8 protein-coding genes, 1 tRNA gene and 2 rRNA genes are annotated in these 15,152 nt (G+C 59.3%); 5 read left to right on the top strand and 6 right to left on the bottom strand.

Going from position 1 to position 15,152, the window contains the following annotated elements:
* The first annotated feature begins 30 nt into the window (after nt 1–30).
* Complete coding sequence (locus tag ACTJKM_RS02365) at nt 31–630, top strand: TetR/AcrR family transcriptional regulator (RefSeq protein WP_057254495.1); 600 nt, start codon at nt 31–33, stop codon at nt 628–630.
* Nucleotides 631–731: 101 nt separating this feature from the next.
* On the opposite strand, the gene ACTJKM_RS02360 is transcribed toward ACTJKM_RS02365, so the two are convergent.
* Nucleotides 732–1,775 carry a class I SAM-dependent methyltransferase gene (locus ACTJKM_RS02360; RefSeq protein ID WP_440659900.1) on the bottom strand — a complete coding sequence of 348 codons (1,044 nt, stop codon included), beginning with the start codon at nt 1,773–1,775 and terminating at the stop codon, nt 732–734.
* A 312-nt stretch (nt 1,776–2,087) separates the two neighbouring features.
* Between ACTJKM_RS02360 and ACTJKM_RS02355 the strand changes: the two genes are divergently transcribed.
* Together ACTJKM_RS02355 and ACTJKM_RS02350 are read left to right on the top strand one after the other, a co-directional pair.
* The gene (locus tag ACTJKM_RS02355) at nt 2,088–4,085 is read left to right on the top strand and encodes a putative bifunctional diguanylate cyclase/phosphodiesterase (protein WP_057254493.1); all 1,998 of its coding nucleotides are present in this window, start codon (nt 2,088–2,090) and stop codon (nt 4,083–4,085) included.
* A gap of 177 nt (nt 4,086–4,262) precedes the next feature.
* The gene (locus tag ACTJKM_RS02350) at nt 4,263–6,029 is read left to right on the top strand and encodes a hypothetical protein (protein ID WP_058326895.1); all 1,767 of its coding nucleotides are present in this window, start codon (nt 4,263–4,265) and stop codon (nt 6,027–6,029) included.
* Between the two features lie 12 nt (nt 6,030–6,041).
* Here ACTJKM_RS02350 and ACTJKM_RS02345 read toward each other — a convergent pair whose 3' ends face one another.
* On the bottom strand, nt 6,042–7,178 hold the full coding sequence (locus ACTJKM_RS02345; RefSeq protein WP_057254489.1) for an AI-2E family transporter: 1,137 nt from the start codon (nt 7,176–7,178) through the stop codon (nt 6,042–6,044).
* A gap of 372 nt (nt 7,179–7,550) precedes the next feature.
* Here ACTJKM_RS02345 and ACTJKM_RS02340 point away from each other — a divergent pair, with 372 nt between their 5' ends.
* On the top strand, nt 7,551–8,927 hold the full coding sequence (locus ACTJKM_RS02340) for a DUF3300 domain-containing protein (protein ID WP_058326897.1): 1,377 nt from the start codon (nt 7,551–7,553) through the stop codon (nt 8,925–8,927).
* A 21-nt stretch (nt 8,928–8,948) separates the two neighbouring features.
* A complete protein-coding gene (locus ACTJKM_RS02335) occupies nt 8,949–9,929 on the top strand; it encodes a DUF2950 domain-containing protein (protein ID WP_058326898.1) in 981 nt (326 codons plus the stop codon).
* A 109-nt stretch (nt 9,930–10,038) separates the two neighbouring features.
* Here ACTJKM_RS02335 and ACTJKM_RS02330 read toward each other — a convergent pair whose 3' ends face one another.
* The 4 genes from ACTJKM_RS02330 to ACTJKM_RS02315 all read right to left on the bottom strand — a co-directional run bounded on the left by ACTJKM_RS02330 (nt 10,039) and on the right by ACTJKM_RS02315 (nt 15,021).
* A complete protein-coding gene (locus ACTJKM_RS02330) occupies nt 10,039–11,133 on the bottom strand; it encodes a sensor histidine kinase (RefSeq protein WP_440659899.1) in 1,095 nt (364 codons plus the stop codon).
* A 399-nt stretch (nt 11,134–11,532) separates the two neighbouring features.
* Nucleotides 11,533–11,609, bottom strand: a tRNA-Met gene (locus ACTJKM_RS02325).
* 352 nt (nt 11,610–11,961) lie between these two features.
* Nucleotides 11,962–12,076 (bottom strand): 5S ribosomal RNA (rrf, locus tag ACTJKM_RS02320).
* Nucleotides 12,077–12,224: 148 nt separating this feature from the next.
* Nucleotides 12,225–15,021 (bottom strand): 23S ribosomal RNA (locus ACTJKM_RS02315).
* Nucleotides 15,022–15,152 lie beyond the last annotated feature (131 nt).

The following is a 15,152-nucleotide window of genomic DNA, read 5'->3' as shown; positions in this document are numbered from 1 at the left end:
AATGAGATTGCCCTGCAAGGAGAATTGGCGATGCGCAAGGTCGACCCCGAGAAACACGCCGCCAAACGTCGACTGATCCTCGATGCGGCAATCACCTGTTTTGCGCGCAAGGGCTTCCACGGCACGTCGACTGCCGAAATCTGTGCCGAGGCAGGCATGAGCCCGGGCAATCTCTTCCATTATTTTCCGACCAAGCACACCATTATCGCGGCGATCGTGGAGGAGGAACGTCAAGAAACGGCGGAGATCTTCCGCAAATTGGGTGAAGCCGAAGACCTCTTTGCTGCTCTGCTCGGTTTCATGGACACCGTTCTCGAGCTTGCGGGCGACCCGACCTATTCGAGCCTCGCGCTCGAAATCGCCGCTGAAGCGATGCGTGACGAACGGATCGGTACGCTCGCCGCCGCCAATGACGCAGAGCTTCAGGGAGCCCTTGCAGCGCTGCTTCGGGGTGCGGCTAGCCTAAATCAGATCGATCGGACTGTGGATGCGGACGGTGCTGCCCGATGGATTGCCGCAATCATCGACGGCATCTTCAGCCGGGTCGCTATCGACCCCGGCTTCAAGCCGAAGCACGAAGGCACGATGCTGCGGCTTCTCCTGACCCGGTTTCTGCGCCCGCAGGGCTGACGCCTTCGAACGGAATGACCGCAGTGAGCATTCTCTCGCCGCGGTCGTTGATTTCAGGCCCACCAGCTTTCGCCGGAGGTTCCCTCAAGACGGAAGCAATATCAGGAATGCTTCTGGATGATGCCGTAGACGATGTTCCGGTTGGCACCGAACTGGACGCGCGCATCGACGGCAGCTTTGCCCGCGCTCTTGTGGATGATGTTCCACATGTCCGCCTCCGAACGCAGCAGCAGTGCCCAGTTCATGAAGGTCTCCATGTAACCGTCAACGCCGATATCCTGGGCGAAGTTGGCAAACAGGAAGACACCATTCGGCTTCAGCATCTGCAGGCAGCGGTGGGTCAGCTTGATGGCCACCTTGTCGGCAAGATAGTCATAGAGGCCGGCAGCATAGATGAAGTCGAACTTGCCGAGCTTCTGATCGCGGCCAAGCAGGCTGCGGACGGAGCCATCAACGCCTTCGATGCAGGTTCCGGCGAAGTCGCGGCTGATCGAACCGACGCTGAGCGGGTCCTGGTCGAGCGCCACCCAGCGCTTGATCCGACGCTCCTCAAGCGCCACCGAGCGATTGGCCTCGCGCAAGTGGCCGGCTGCAATCGTCAGAATTTCCGCCTGCGAACCGCGGCTGGCCGCGATCTCGTCGACGTGACGGGTCAGGAGGTCGCGACGCTCGCGCACCGCAACCGAGGAGGACGCGTCCTTGGTGTAGTCATACAGCGCTCGCCCGATAGGCGATGCCCGCTCGATCTCCTTGGCAACGCTTGCATGACCATAGATGAAGTCAAGCAACTGCGCGTCGCCCGAGTAGCCCCTGGGCTTTTCGGAGGACCATCGGGTGAACGGGTCCTGGAGGAAATATTCCGACACCGGGTGTGCCTGGGCGATCGGTATCAGTTCCTGCCAGACGTTCGGGTGGAACTTGGCCCTGGTTTCATGGAGAGCGGCTGCAAGCCGGTCGATAATCTTCGCCGGGTCCGTTCCCTGCAGGAACTGCTCCTGGGCAATCCTGAGAATCACTGCGAGCTCGGCCCTGCCGACCGTGAGCTGTTCGTCGTGCCGCTCGCCCCTGGGCGAAACGAACTCATCAGCCATCGCCTTGGGAGTAATCAGGCTTTGACCATCGAAAACCGTCTGAAATTGGCGCACGCGAGACCATCCGTTAATGCTTTGTTAACAATGGTCGCGAAGATGCGCGCATTACGGCTCGGTTTGCAAGTTTTTGTATATAATAAGGTAAATTCTCGTGCTTCCTCCCTTTGGGTTACGCCTAATCCTAGGCGTTCCGGCCCTTTAATTTAACAAAACTTAATGGACACCTCCTATCATCCCACCCGCACCACTCGTCCCTGTTGCAGGCGTAAAGTGGGGGGCAAGCATGGAGTGTCCGAAACAACGTCCATTGATGGAAAAGCGACGACAGATTTCCGTTGACCGTGACGCAGCGCGATGGATCAGTGCATGAAGCACACGTTGGCCGACGTAGTTGACATCGACCTACATAAGCAGCCGCACAGGCCGCATTTGGCTGAGCTTCAGACACTCTATCGAATGGAGGGCGAGGCTGGCCGGCGTGCGGCGACGAGGCAGGGCCTCTGGGTCGCGGTTGCCGTCTATCTGTCGTTTTTCGCGATCGACATTCTGCTGGTCCCTGATGTCGCCTTCAATACGATCCTCGCGCGCCTCGTCGTCGGCATCGGCGCGCTTTTGACCTTCGAGATCCTGTATCGCATCAAGGCCCGAACCAAGTGGCTCGACGGCACCTGCGCCGCTGCACTGGTCTTCGGCTACATCGGCTGGCTCGTGCCTGCGATGATGACGGCCGACGTCGGCAGCATGTCCTACTACATGATCTTCGGCGCGATCTTCATGATGGGCGCCAATCTCTTCTTCAGTTTCCGCTTCCGCCTCTCGGTCGTCGCCTCCGGGATCGTGTTGACGACGTTCTTCATCGCTCTCTCGTTCTTCTCCGAGCAAGATCCTGCCTATCTGATCGCCTTCGGGACCTTTTACGTCTCCTGCTTCATCTTCACCTCCTATGTAAACTGGAAGCTCAACCGCGAGCGCTACAAGGTGTTCCTCAACGCCTTCGAGGCGAAGATCCAGCAGAACGAAGCCTCGGAACGAGGAATGGCGCTGCTGCGGCTATCCAACACCGATCCCCTGACCGGTCTGGACAACCGCCGCGCCATCGACCAGCAGCTGCGCGACTATTGGAACGATTGGCAGAAGCTCGGAAAAAGCTTTGCCGCTATGCTGATCGACGTTGATTTCTTCAAGAAATACAATGACTGCTACGGCCATCAGGAGGGCGACCGCTGCCTCGTTCTGGTGGCCAATGCGCTCGGCGAGGCGATCAAGGACTATAACGGTTCCATCGGTCGCTATGGCGGCGAGGAGTTCATCGTTCTTGCCCGCCTGGACACTCTGGAGCAGGCAGCCGAGCTGGCCGAGGTGATCTGCCGTACCGTCGAGAACATGCGGCTAGTGCATGAGCAGCGCCGCGATGGCGTCTCCATCGTCACCGTCAGCGTCGGTGCCGCCTTCACGCGCAATCAGACCGGCGCCAAGCTCGAGAAGATCATCCACGAAGCCGACCGTGCGCTCTATGCCGCCAAGGCGAGCGGCCGAAACTGCGCGAAGCTGTTCGACCCGAACGACCCGCAAAGCAGCGACGAAAGCGAGAACATTGCCGCGCTTCTGAAGATCGCGGTCGATCAGAACCTGGTATCGCTCGTCTACCAGCCGATCAGGAACGTGATGACCGGTGAGGTCGAGGCCGTCGAGGCCCTGATGCGGCTGACGATGCTGGACGGCACGTCGGTTCCGCCGAGCCTTTTCATTCCGGTTGCCGAGCGAACCGGCGCAATTCTCGACCTCGGTCGCTGGGCGATCAAGACCGTCTGCCGCGAACTTCTCGTCGACAACCATATCCCGCTCGTCAGCGTCAACGTCTCACCGATCCAGCTGAAGACTCCGGGCTTTGCAACCTCGGTCGCCGCGATCCTCGGAGAGACCGGCGTGGCCGGCAGCCGTCTTGCCTTCGAGATCACCGAAGGGCTCGAAATGGAGATGCATTCGGGCATCCTGCGCTGCATCAGCGACCTCGAAACGCTGGGCATCAGGATATGGCTGGATGACTTCGGCACGGGCTTTGCCGGCCTCTCCTGGCTGCGCCTGATCGAATTCGATACCGTAAAGATCGACCGGTCGTTCCTGCACGATTGCAATACCCCCAAGGGGCGCGCCATGCTGCAGGACATCATCGGGCTGGTGCGAAACCGCGGCCACAAGATCCTGATCGAAGGCGTAGAGACCGACGAGCAACTGGCGCTGATGCGGCGCTTCCGGATCGACCAGGTCCAGGGCTTCCACGTCGGCCGCCCTGCGCCGGCAGAGACTTTCCGTACGCCACCGGACAAGCCGCGCATGCCGCTGCGAAACGGCGCCCGATCCTAGCCGGGCCCACGCTCGATCCGGAAGCGCATAGTGCGCACTTCGGAGCCGGCTTCAGCCAAAACACAACCTTAACATAGCCCGCGAATACATGTTGCGCTTCGACCGGGTGGAGACGTAGTATACCGGAGCTTACAGTGCCGCCGGATACAATCTCACATTGTGACCATGGGAGCGTGCATGACCATGGAAAGTCGGCAGGACAGCCGGGTCAAGTCGGCAGTTGCCCCACCCACCGACGCGGAAATTCTGGCACAACTCGATCGAATTCGCCGCAGCGCCGAGTTCGATGCGCCGGAGCGTGATCGCAAATTCCTGACCTATGTCATCGAGGAAACGATTGCGGGCCGAGGAGATCGCATAAAGGCCTATTCGATTGCAACCGAGGTCTTCGGCCGGGATTCCTCTTTCGACCCGCAGACGGATCCGGCGGTGCGGATCGAAGCCGGCCGCATTCGCCGGGCGCTCGAACGCTACTACCTCGTTGCCGGGCGAACCGATCCGATCGTCATCAGCATCCCCAAGGGCGCTTACGTGCCAACTTTCGAACGGCGCATCGATGCGTGGCTCCCGTCGCACACGGAAGCCAAGGAAAGTGCCGCACAAAAACCAGCCACGCTACGCACCCGGCGAGGAGCCTGGCTCACGGCGGCAGCCATGGTCTGCGTCGGTGGCGGCCTGGCAGCCGGGGCGCTCCTCCTTCACGAGGATGACAAATCGATCGTTCGCCTGCAGCCGACGATCCCGAAGCTCGTCGTCACACCATTTGAAGACCTGTCAGGAACCTCCCAATCGGCGATGATGGCCCGCGGGCTCACTGACGAGGTCGTCGGCAACATCGCCAAGTTCAAGGAGATCACCGTCACCACCCGTGAAGGGCCCGATGCCTCGCCGCAGGGTGGTCCGGTCTTTGCCCTGGAGGGTCGGGTCCGGTTCGACGGCGAAAGACTGCGGCTCGTGGCGAGACTCATCCAGCGGTCCGATGGATCGGTGGTATGGACGAATGCCTACGACGAGCGTCTGGAAACCGGCAAGACTATCGACCTGCAGGTGAAGGCGGCCGCCGCTGTGGCTGGCGCCGTGGCACAGCCCTATGGTGCCATTTTCCAGGCAAACGCCACGGCGTTCAAACAGTCGGTTCCCGATGACTGGCAAGCTTATGCCTGCACCTTGAGCTATTACGGCCATCGCGGCGACGTCGGTGCGCAAGGCCAAGCCGGGGTGCAGGAATGTCTGCAACAGGCGACGCGACAGGTGCCAACCTACGCGACGGCCTGGGCCTTGCTGTCGATGTCCTATATCGACGCCTTCCAGGATCGTCTCGATCGCTCCTCCTCGGTAACGCTGGAGCGGGCAACCGAAGCTGCAGCCCGTGCTGTGGAACTGGATCCCCAGGACGTGCGCGCCCTTGAGGCGCGAATGCTTGCCCTGTTCTTCCGCGGCGATGTCGATGCTGCCCTGGCCGTCGGCGCGCGCGCACTTGCGATCAATCCCAACGACGCCGAGCTCGCCGGCGAATACGGGTTCCGGCTGGCGCTTTCAGGCCAATGGGATTCCGGCTGCAAGCTGCTGTCGGAAAGCGTCGCCCGCAACTTTGGTCCCGCCCGCTATTTCGAAGGAGCGCTTTCGGTCTGCTCCTACTTCGGGGGCGACTATGTCACCGCCGAGCGATGGGCGCGCATGGCCGATCTTCGCACCCATCCGTTCTCCCGCGTCATGCTTCTGGCCACGCTGGGCAAGCTTGGCAAAGATGCACAGGCGCAGGAAGAAAGGAAGTGGATCGAAACCAACCTGCCAGGCCTGCTTGAAGGTATCCCACAGGAGGTCGCTCTGAGGCTGCGCCGTCCGCAGGATCGGCAACAGCTTGTTGATGGCTTGCGCAAGGCGGGCGTGCCGATTCCCGAAACCGAATTCGAACAGGCACGCACAGACAGTTCGATCCACTGACCAAGGCGCGGCTCAAACCGGCCGCGGCGATTGCGATGCGTCGGATTGGGGTTTTTCGCGTACGGTGCCCCCCTGCATCCAGACCATCAGCAGATCGTGGACCACACTGAGGACGATGGGGCCCAGGAAGAGGCCGATCAGCCCGTAGGAAAGCGTGCCGCCGAGCACCCCGAGCAGGATGACCAGCGTCGGCGTCGAAAGTCCGCGAGCCACCAGGATCGGCTTCATCACATTGTCGATGACGAAGAGCGGGACCAGCAGAATGGTCATAAGCAGCGCTGGACCGAAATCCATCGTCACCCAGGCCCAGATGATCACCGGAAGCAGGACCAGCGCGGGCCCGATCTGGATGATGCAGAGAACAAGCACGACGAATGCGATCGCACCCGGCGCCGGAACATGGAACAGGCCGAGCACCAAGGCACAGAGAAAGGCCTGCAGCAACGCGACGCCGATGACCCCGCGTGCCACGTTGCGGATCGTCGCTGCCGCCAGACGCAGGAAGCCGATGCCCCTGTCACCACCGATCCTGCCGGAGAAACGTTGCGCCATCTCCGCCAGCCGTTCGCCGGAGCCGAAAAGAAAGCCGGCCACCAAGACGGACACCACGAAGCTCAGCACCTCGGCGCCGATGCTCGCAATTTTGCCGAGCGCCTTGCTGCCCGCCTGCACCAGCGAAGGTTCGAGCTTGCTCAGGAGAGCTTCGAAATTATCCGATGCCATGCTCCAGGCGGCATGAACCCGTTCACCGACGATCGGCCACTCGCGAACATATTCCGGTGGTACCGGCACTCTGAGCGAACCGTCGGCAAGTTTTGCGAGCAGCGCCTGGAGCCCTTCGGCAAAGCTGACCGCAATCGCGGTCAACGGGGCGACGATGACGGCCAGACAGGTCAGCGTGATGAGAAATGAAGCCAATCGCCGCGAGCCGAGAAGGCGGCCAAGTCGGGCATAGGCCGGGTAGAGCGCCACGGCAAGGATGGCCGCCCAGATGAGAATGATGGCGAATGGCGCAATCAGGGTCAGGGACCAATAGGCAAAAAGCCCGACGATGCCGATCCTGGCGATATCGGTGATCTTCGCCTCGAAGGACGGGGGACCGGTTGGCCCATCGCGAACCGCGCCCGTTCGGGAAGGATCATCAACCATTCTCGCCCCTCACCCCTTGATGTGGCAAATCAATGCACCGCTGAGCTTCTCGACGGCCCCGCCTATCGCCAAATCCATATGCCTGGGACCCGCCCTCCCGCGACCCGCAGCAGCCAGCATACCTCCCCCCGTGCAACAGTCATGCGGATCGTACCCCGGCGATGGCCGATAGGCAGTAACATACAGTAGCATACGTCATTCGGCCTTCCCCATCGGCTACCCTCCTCTAGAGATACCTGTGACAGACGGCAGTAGAAATATAAGCTGCGACCGCATCAAGCACTGGTTGCAGCAGAAGCGTCGACAGGGGGGCTGTCACGCGCGCTTGTCCAAGCGCCCGCGCGCCTCAGCCAACAAAGGGAGGCTGGATAGATGATCCGGAAAACGATCATCGCGCTCGGCAGCGCAGTGACGATACTGGTTTCAACGCCCATCACGGCCGTCATGGCCCAGCAGACGGCGAGTGCGCCAGCCGCTGAGCAGCAGACGGCGCCGGAACCCCTCAGCGACGACGAGCTCGAAGTTCTGGTCGCACGCATCGCGCTCTATCCGGACGAATTGGTGGCGCTTATTTCCGCTGCCGCGCTCTATCCGCTGCAGATCGTCGAGGCGGAACGGTTCCTGGAGGCTCGCCAGAAGAAGCCGGACATGAAACCAAAGGACGATTGGGACGGTAGCGTCATTTCGCTGCTCAACTACCCCCAGATCGTTAAGATGATGAGCGAAGACCTCGAGTGGACGCAGTCTTTCGGCGACGCGATCGCCAATCAGCAGAAAGACGTGCTGATCGCGATACAGCAATTGCGTGACGAGGCGGTCGCCAAGAACATCATCAAGAGCGACGATAAGGTGAAGGTGGTCCAGGAAGGCGACAACGTCATCATCCAGGCAGCCAACCCTGAAACGATCTACGTGCCGCAGTATCCGCCGGAGATGCTGTACGAGCCGAATTATGCACCGGCGCCGATCGGCTACTATGAAGAACCCTATCCGGCCTATTGGTATCCGGGTGCGGCCTTCTTCGCCGGCGCGGTGACTGGGGCGGCCTTCGCGGCGATCGTCGACTGGGACGACTGGGGCGTCTGGGGCGGCCGCTGGAACGGCGGCGACATGGACATCGACTGCAACAACTGCTTCAACAACATCAACGGCAAGGTGAAGTGGAACGACATCGACTGGAAGAATGTCGATCGCAGCAAGATCAACTTCGACCGCGACCAGCTTCAGCATTTCGACCGAAACAGCATCAAGAACAACATCAAGGCGAACGGCAACAACAACCTGCGCAACCGCGCCGCCGAGATCAACCGCGATCGGCCGAACGCGCGGCCCGGCGGTGGTGGCGGCGGTCAGATCCGGGACGTGCGCAAGAGCACGCTCGATGGGCTGAAGGCCCAGCAGAGGCCGGCAGCGCGGCCCGGTGGTGGCGGGCAGGGGGTTGCGAAAGCGCGGCCCGGCGACGGCAAGCCGAGCCTCAACCGCCCTGGCGGCAACAAGCCTTCGCAAGTGAACCGTCAGGGCGGCAAGAAGAAGATGGCCGCCAAGGCGCAGAACCGACCGAACAGGCCGTCGGGCCTCGGCAACGTCAATCCCGGGCGGCGTGAAATCAACTCGTCACGCCGCGGCGGTCAGAGCATGGGCGGTGGCCACCGCGGCGGCGGGCGGCCACAGATGAGCCGCGGCGGCGGCAGGCCGCCAATGCACCGCGGCGGCGGTGGTCGAGGCGGCGGCGGCGGACGCAGGCGTTGAACGGATCATAGGAGAACGACCATGGCAAAGCTCTTTCATCCGTTTCTCCTCGGAACGGCGATCGCCCTCACGCTGGCCGCCGTGCCACTCAACGCGTCTTTCTCGCAGACACAGACGCCGGCGGAACAGGCGCCAACGGATCAAATGGCCGCGGGCCTCGATGCCTATGCGGCCGACGAGGATCCGCCGATCTTCGATGATCCCGCCAAGGCGGTCGACGACTTCAAGGCGAAGCTCGCCGCCAACGATTTCGACGGTCTGGCAAAGCTTCTGGGGCTCAATGCGGAGAAGCTGAAGGCCGGTGAAGGGGCGATGGATACCTTCGCGCTCATTCGTGAAGGTGCCGCCCGCAATGTCGTCGTGCGCGATCTCGAAGGGCGCAAGATCATCCAGCTCGGCGATCGGCTCTGGCCCCTGCCCTTCCCGATCACCAAGGGCGATGACGGCAAATGGGCTTTCGACACCTATGTCGGGCTTGAGGAGATCGTCAATCGCCGCGTCGGCGAGAACGAGCTCGAGGCAATCGATACGGTACAGGCCTATGTCGATGCGCAGAAGGAATACGCCTCGCAGGATCGCGACGCCGATGGCGTGCTCGAATATGCCCAGAAGCTGATCAGTACACCTGGCCAGACGGACGGGCTCTACTGGCCGGCCGATCAGGGCGATGGCGAAAGCCCGGTCGGCGACGCGATCAGCGAGGCAGCCTTGGAAAAGGCCAAGGCCGGCCAAGGCTACTTCGGCTACCGCTTCCGCATCGTGACCTCGCAAGGCGATAACATTGCCGGCGGGCGATATGACTATGTCATCAACGGCAACATGATCGGCGGTTTCGCCTTGATCGCCTGGCCAGTCAGTTATGCCGAGACCGGCGTCAAGACCTTCGTCGTCAACCAGCAGGGCATCGTCTACGAGCGGGACCTCGGGCCGAGCACCGAGCAGATCGTGCCCTTCATCGATCGTTTCGATCCCGATGACAAATGGGACGTGGTGCCCGATTGAGCGCCGATCTCAGTTGACGATCTCCTGTCGGGCCGGATTTCCCCTCCGGCCTGAATGGGCGAACGGATCGACGACATCGTTGCCGAGGTTCTCTGACGGTTTCGGCCACCTACGCGTCAGCTTGTGCAAATCTCAGCGGCATGTGCAGCGAAACGCGATAGCGCGTCGGCCCGACATGACCGGCGGTCAATGATGCACCCTCCGGAAAATGCGTCCTGACCCGATGAGCGACATTGGCAAGGCCAATACCGAGGCCCTCGCCCGCCTTGCCGGAAGCGGACGCGGCAACGCCGTTTTCGACGGACAGATTAAGCGTCCCTCCGACCCGGGCCGCCCGGATGTGAATTTCGACCTCGCCGATTGAGCGGCCGACGCCGTGCTTCACCGCATTCTCGACCAGCGGCTGCAGGATCAGACTTGGAACCATGGCACCCTCGAGTTCGGGAGGGATGTCGATACGGACGACCATTCGATCCGAAAACCGCTCCTTCTCGATATCGAGATACTCTTTCTGCAGAGCCATTTCGTCCGCAAGCCGCAATTCGCGCATCGGATCGAGCTGCAGCGTCGACCGCAGAAACCCCGAGAGCGACATGATCATCCGCTCGGCCCGCTGCGATGCCCCCTCCTCCACCAGGCCGGTGATGGAGTTGAGCGTATTGAAGAGGAAATGCGGGTTTATCTGATATTGCAACGCACGCATCTGCGCCGCCAGCGCCTCTTCGCGCGAGGCAATCAGTTTCAGATCCCGATCGCGGACGTCCATGTGATTGAGTAACGCCACGAAGAGAAACGACCAGCCAAAGAAGATCGACATGCGGTAACAGACCGCATAGCCGTAATCCATGATGTTGAACGGCACGACGACGGGCGACATGATCAGCGTGTAGAGGTAGTAGTCCAGCAGCGACATACCGAGGGAGCTGACCAGGGAAAGCAGCAGGCACACGAAAATTTGCGTGGCATAGCGCTGCATTCTCATGCGGCTGAGCAGATGCGCAAACAGAATGGCCAGAACGACAAAGACCGCTTCAAGGACAAGCTTGCCAAGGAACGGCTTGAGGGGATTGTCACCGATTGTGAGCCAGATCGGACTACTGATCAGCAACTCGGCGGCTGCATAGATCAAAGCCAGGCGCAGGGTCGTTGCGGGAAATCGACGGCCATCCAGGAAGCTGTCGGTCGGAATGGTGATGTGTTTCATGCAAACTCTATCACGCTGGTTTCAGGTGGCTTTGTTCGGGCGACGTGACCGCCTGGCTGCGCCCGGTTTGGGTTATTTGAAAGGGCAAACAAAGAAATTTAGCAACCAAAAGGTTTACTCACCGTTCTCAACCGCGCCAAGATTGCGTCGGGAGGGGAGACCGATCGGTCGTTGGGGGCGCTGATGTACTGCCGACGATCCGCCTGTCGAACGAGATCATCGAGGCGACCCGCACTTGGCTGGCCTTGGAGGATTGGGATTTCGACGGGTAATTTTGAGAAGCTGGTCTGCCTTGCCGTCTTCCGTCGTGGTCCGGAGGGTGGACCGACGCATTGGCTAGGGCTGTGTCTAGAACGTCAAAAAGCCCGCCGGATTTCTCCGCGCGGGCTTTTTTTGATTTGGTTGCGGGGGCAGGATTTGAACCTGCGGCCTTCAGGTTATGAGCCTGACGAGCTACCGGGCTGCTCCACCCCGCGCCATCTAGGTAAACCGCTAAGCGGTTTATCCGTCATCGCGGTAAATCCCTATGGGATTTATCCGCTCTTTCCGGGTTTTGCCGAAGGCAAAATCCCGTTTAATCCGGTCCGAGTTTTGCGAAGCAAAATCCCGTTGTTTGTCTGTGCCGAGCAAATCGGTAGGATTTGTCTCGCGTAAGGGACGCACTGATTATTTTCAGCCTAGCAAAACAAAAGGGCCGCTTGGTGGCGGCCCGTGTTCGGCAGGGCCGAAGTGTGTGTCGAGAAGATTTCGGTTTGTTTCCGCCGCTACCTTATCCTTCTCGGCGATGCCTCGAAGGGGAGCGGCGGTTGTTTCTCTTGCGCTTTGCAGACCTGGCAGCGACCTACTCTCCCGCGTCTTAAGACGAAGTACCATCGGCGCTGGGGCGTTTCACGGCCGTGTTCGGAATGGGAACGGGTGCAGCCACCCCGCCAGAACCACCAGGTCGGCAAAGCGCAAGATTTGCGCCTAGCTTGGCGCAAACCGAATGAGAAGCTGGTTGAAGTTTTCACTTCAGTTGTTTTGAACACGTCGCTCATCTCAAGGCGAATGCAAAAGCATTCGTCCGAACGTGATGAGCACAAGCAATGGGAACGATCAAGCCAATCGAACGATTAGTACTGGTAAGCTTCATGCGTTGCCGCACTTCCACACCCAGCCTATCAACGTGGTCGTCTTCCACGGTTCTCAAGGGAATACTCGTTTTCAGGTTGGTTTCCCGCTTAGATGCCTTCAGCGGTTATCCATTCCATATATAGCTACCCTGCTATGCCCTTGGCAGGACAACAGGTCCACCAGAGATATGTCCATCCCGGTCCTCTCGTACTAGGGACAGATCCTGTCAATATTCCTACACCCACGGCAGATAGGGACCGAACTGTCTCACGACGTTCTGAACCCAGCTCACGTACCGCTTTAATTGGCGAACAGCCAAACCCTTGGGACCTGCTCCAGCCCCAGGATGCGATGAGCCGACATCGAGGTGCCAAACAACCCCGTCGATATGGACTCTTGGGGGTCATCAGCCTGTTATCCCCGGCGTACCTTTTATCCGTTGAGCGATGGCCCTTCCACGCGGGACCACCGGATCACTATGACCGACTTTCGTCTCTGCTCGACTTGTCAGTCTCGCAGTCAGGCGGGCTTATGCCATTGCACTCGACGACCGATTTCCGACCGGTCTGAGCCCACCATCGCGCGCCTCCGTTACTCTTTCGGAGGCGACCGCCCCAGTCAAACTACCCACCATACACTGTCCCGGATCCGGATGACGGACCGCGGTTAGACATCCATGACGATAAGGGTGGTATTTCAAGGATGGCTCCACAAGAACTGGCGTCCCTGCTTCAAAGCCTACCACCTATCCTACACATGCCGACACGAATGCCAGTGTAAAGCTATAGTAAAGGTGCACGGGGTCTTTCCGTCTGACCGCAGGAACCCCGCATCTTCACGGGGAATTCAATTTCACTGAGTCTATGCTGGAGACAGCGGGGAAGTCGTTACGCCATTCGTGCAGGTCGGAACTTACCCGACAAGGAATTTCGCTACCTTAGGACCGTTATAGTTACGGCCGCCGTTTACTGGGGCTTCGATTCAGAGCTTGCACCCCTCCTCTTAACCTTCCAGCACCGGGCAGGCGTCAGACCCTATACGTCGTCTTGCGACTTCGCAGAGCCCTGTGTTTTTGATAAACAGTCGCTACCCCCTGGTCTGTGCCACCCCATCTGACTTGCGTCAAAAAGGGTCACGCTTCTTCCGAAGTTACGCGTGCAATTTGCCGAGTTCCTTCAGCATAGTTCTCTCAAGCGCCTTGGTATACTCTACCTGACCACCTGTGTCGGTTTCGGGTACGGTCTATAATGGTGGAGCTATTTCCTGGAACCGCGTCCCCGCCTGGACAATCCAATAAGTCCAAACAAGTTAAGCGATCCGTCACTACCACCAGGCCCACGAATATTAACGTGGTTCCCATCGACTACGCGTGTCCGCCTCGTCTTAGGGGCCGGCTAACCCTGCTCAGATTAACTTTAAGCAGGAACCCTTGGTCTTTCGGCGAGAGGGTCTCTCACCCTCTTTATCGTTACTCATGTCAACATTCGCACTTCCGATACCTCCAGGACCCCTCACGGGTATCCCTTCACAGGCTTACGGAACGCTCCGCTACCACACGTCTTGCGACGTATCCTCAGCTTCGGTGCATGGCTTTAGCCCCGTTACATTTTCGGCGCAAAGACCCTTAATTAGACCAGTGAGCTGTTACGCTTTCTTTAAATGATGGCTGCTTCTAAGCCAACATCCTGGTTGTTTTGGGATCCTCACATCCTTTCCCACTTAGCCATGACTTGGGGACCTTAGCTGGAGGTCAGGGTTGTTGCCCTTTTCACGACGGACGTTAGCACCCGCCGTGTGTCTGCCGACTAGTACTCCTCGGTATTCGGAGTTTGGTTAGGATCAGTAAGACGGTGAGTCCCCATAGCCCATCCAGTGCTCTACCCCCGAGGGTATTCGGTCGACGCACTACCTAAATAGTTTTCGCGGAGAACCAGCTATTTCCGAGTTTGATTGGCCTTTCACCCCTAACCACAAGTCATCCCAATCTATTGCAACAGATGCGGGTTCGGTCCTCCAGTTGGTGTTACCCAACCTTCAACCTGCTCATGGCTAGATCACTCGGTTTCGGGTCTAATGCGACGAACTGAACGCCCTGTTCAGACTCGCTTTCGCTGCGCCTTCACCTATCGGCTTAAGCTTGCTCGTCACACTAAGTCGTTGACCCATTATACAAAAGGTACGCTGTCACCCTTGCGGGCTCCAACTGTTTGTAGGCATCCGGTTTCAGGTTCTATTTCACTCCCCTTGTCGGGGTGCTTTTCACCTTTCCCTCACGGTACTTGTTCGCTATCGGTCATGCACGAGTACTTAGGCTTGGAGAGTGGTCTCCCCATGTTCAGACAGGATTTCACGTGTCCCGCCTTACTCAAGGACACTGAGTGTTCTACGTGTAAGGGGCTATCACCCTCTACGGCCGACCTTTCCATGTCGTTCCACTTTATTCCTCAGTGCCACTGGCCTGGTCCGCGTTCGCTCGCCACTACTTGCGGAGTCTCGGTTGATGTCCTTTCCTGCAGGTACTTAGATGTTTCAGTTCCCTGCGTTCGCTTCTTACCCCTATGTATTCAGAGTAAGATACCTTTAAACAATACTTGGAAACCTAAGCCGTACTTGCGTACGACTTAAATTTTCCAAGCATTTAAGGTGGGTTCCCCCATTCGGAGATCCATGGATCAAAGCTCATTCGCAGCTCCCCACGGCTTATCGCAGCGTATCACGTCCTTCATCGCCTGTGCATGCCAAGGCATCCACCAAATGCCCTTCTTTCACTTGATCGTTCTCATTGCCAATGCTCATCCATTAGCCGTCGTCCCGAAGGGACGCGGCAGAAAGGGTTACCTTTTACAACCCAATCCTTATGAGATGCCATCGACGTGTTCGATACGGTCGCTTTATTGGAACCACGC

It is taken from the genome of Ensifer sp. 22460, assembly GCF_052044935.1.
Lineage (GTDB): Bacteria > Pseudomonadota > Alphaproteobacteria > Rhizobiales > Rhizobiaceae > Ensifer.
Note: the sequence above shows the minus strand (reverse complement) of the source record. Positions and strands in the feature narration are given on the sequence as shown.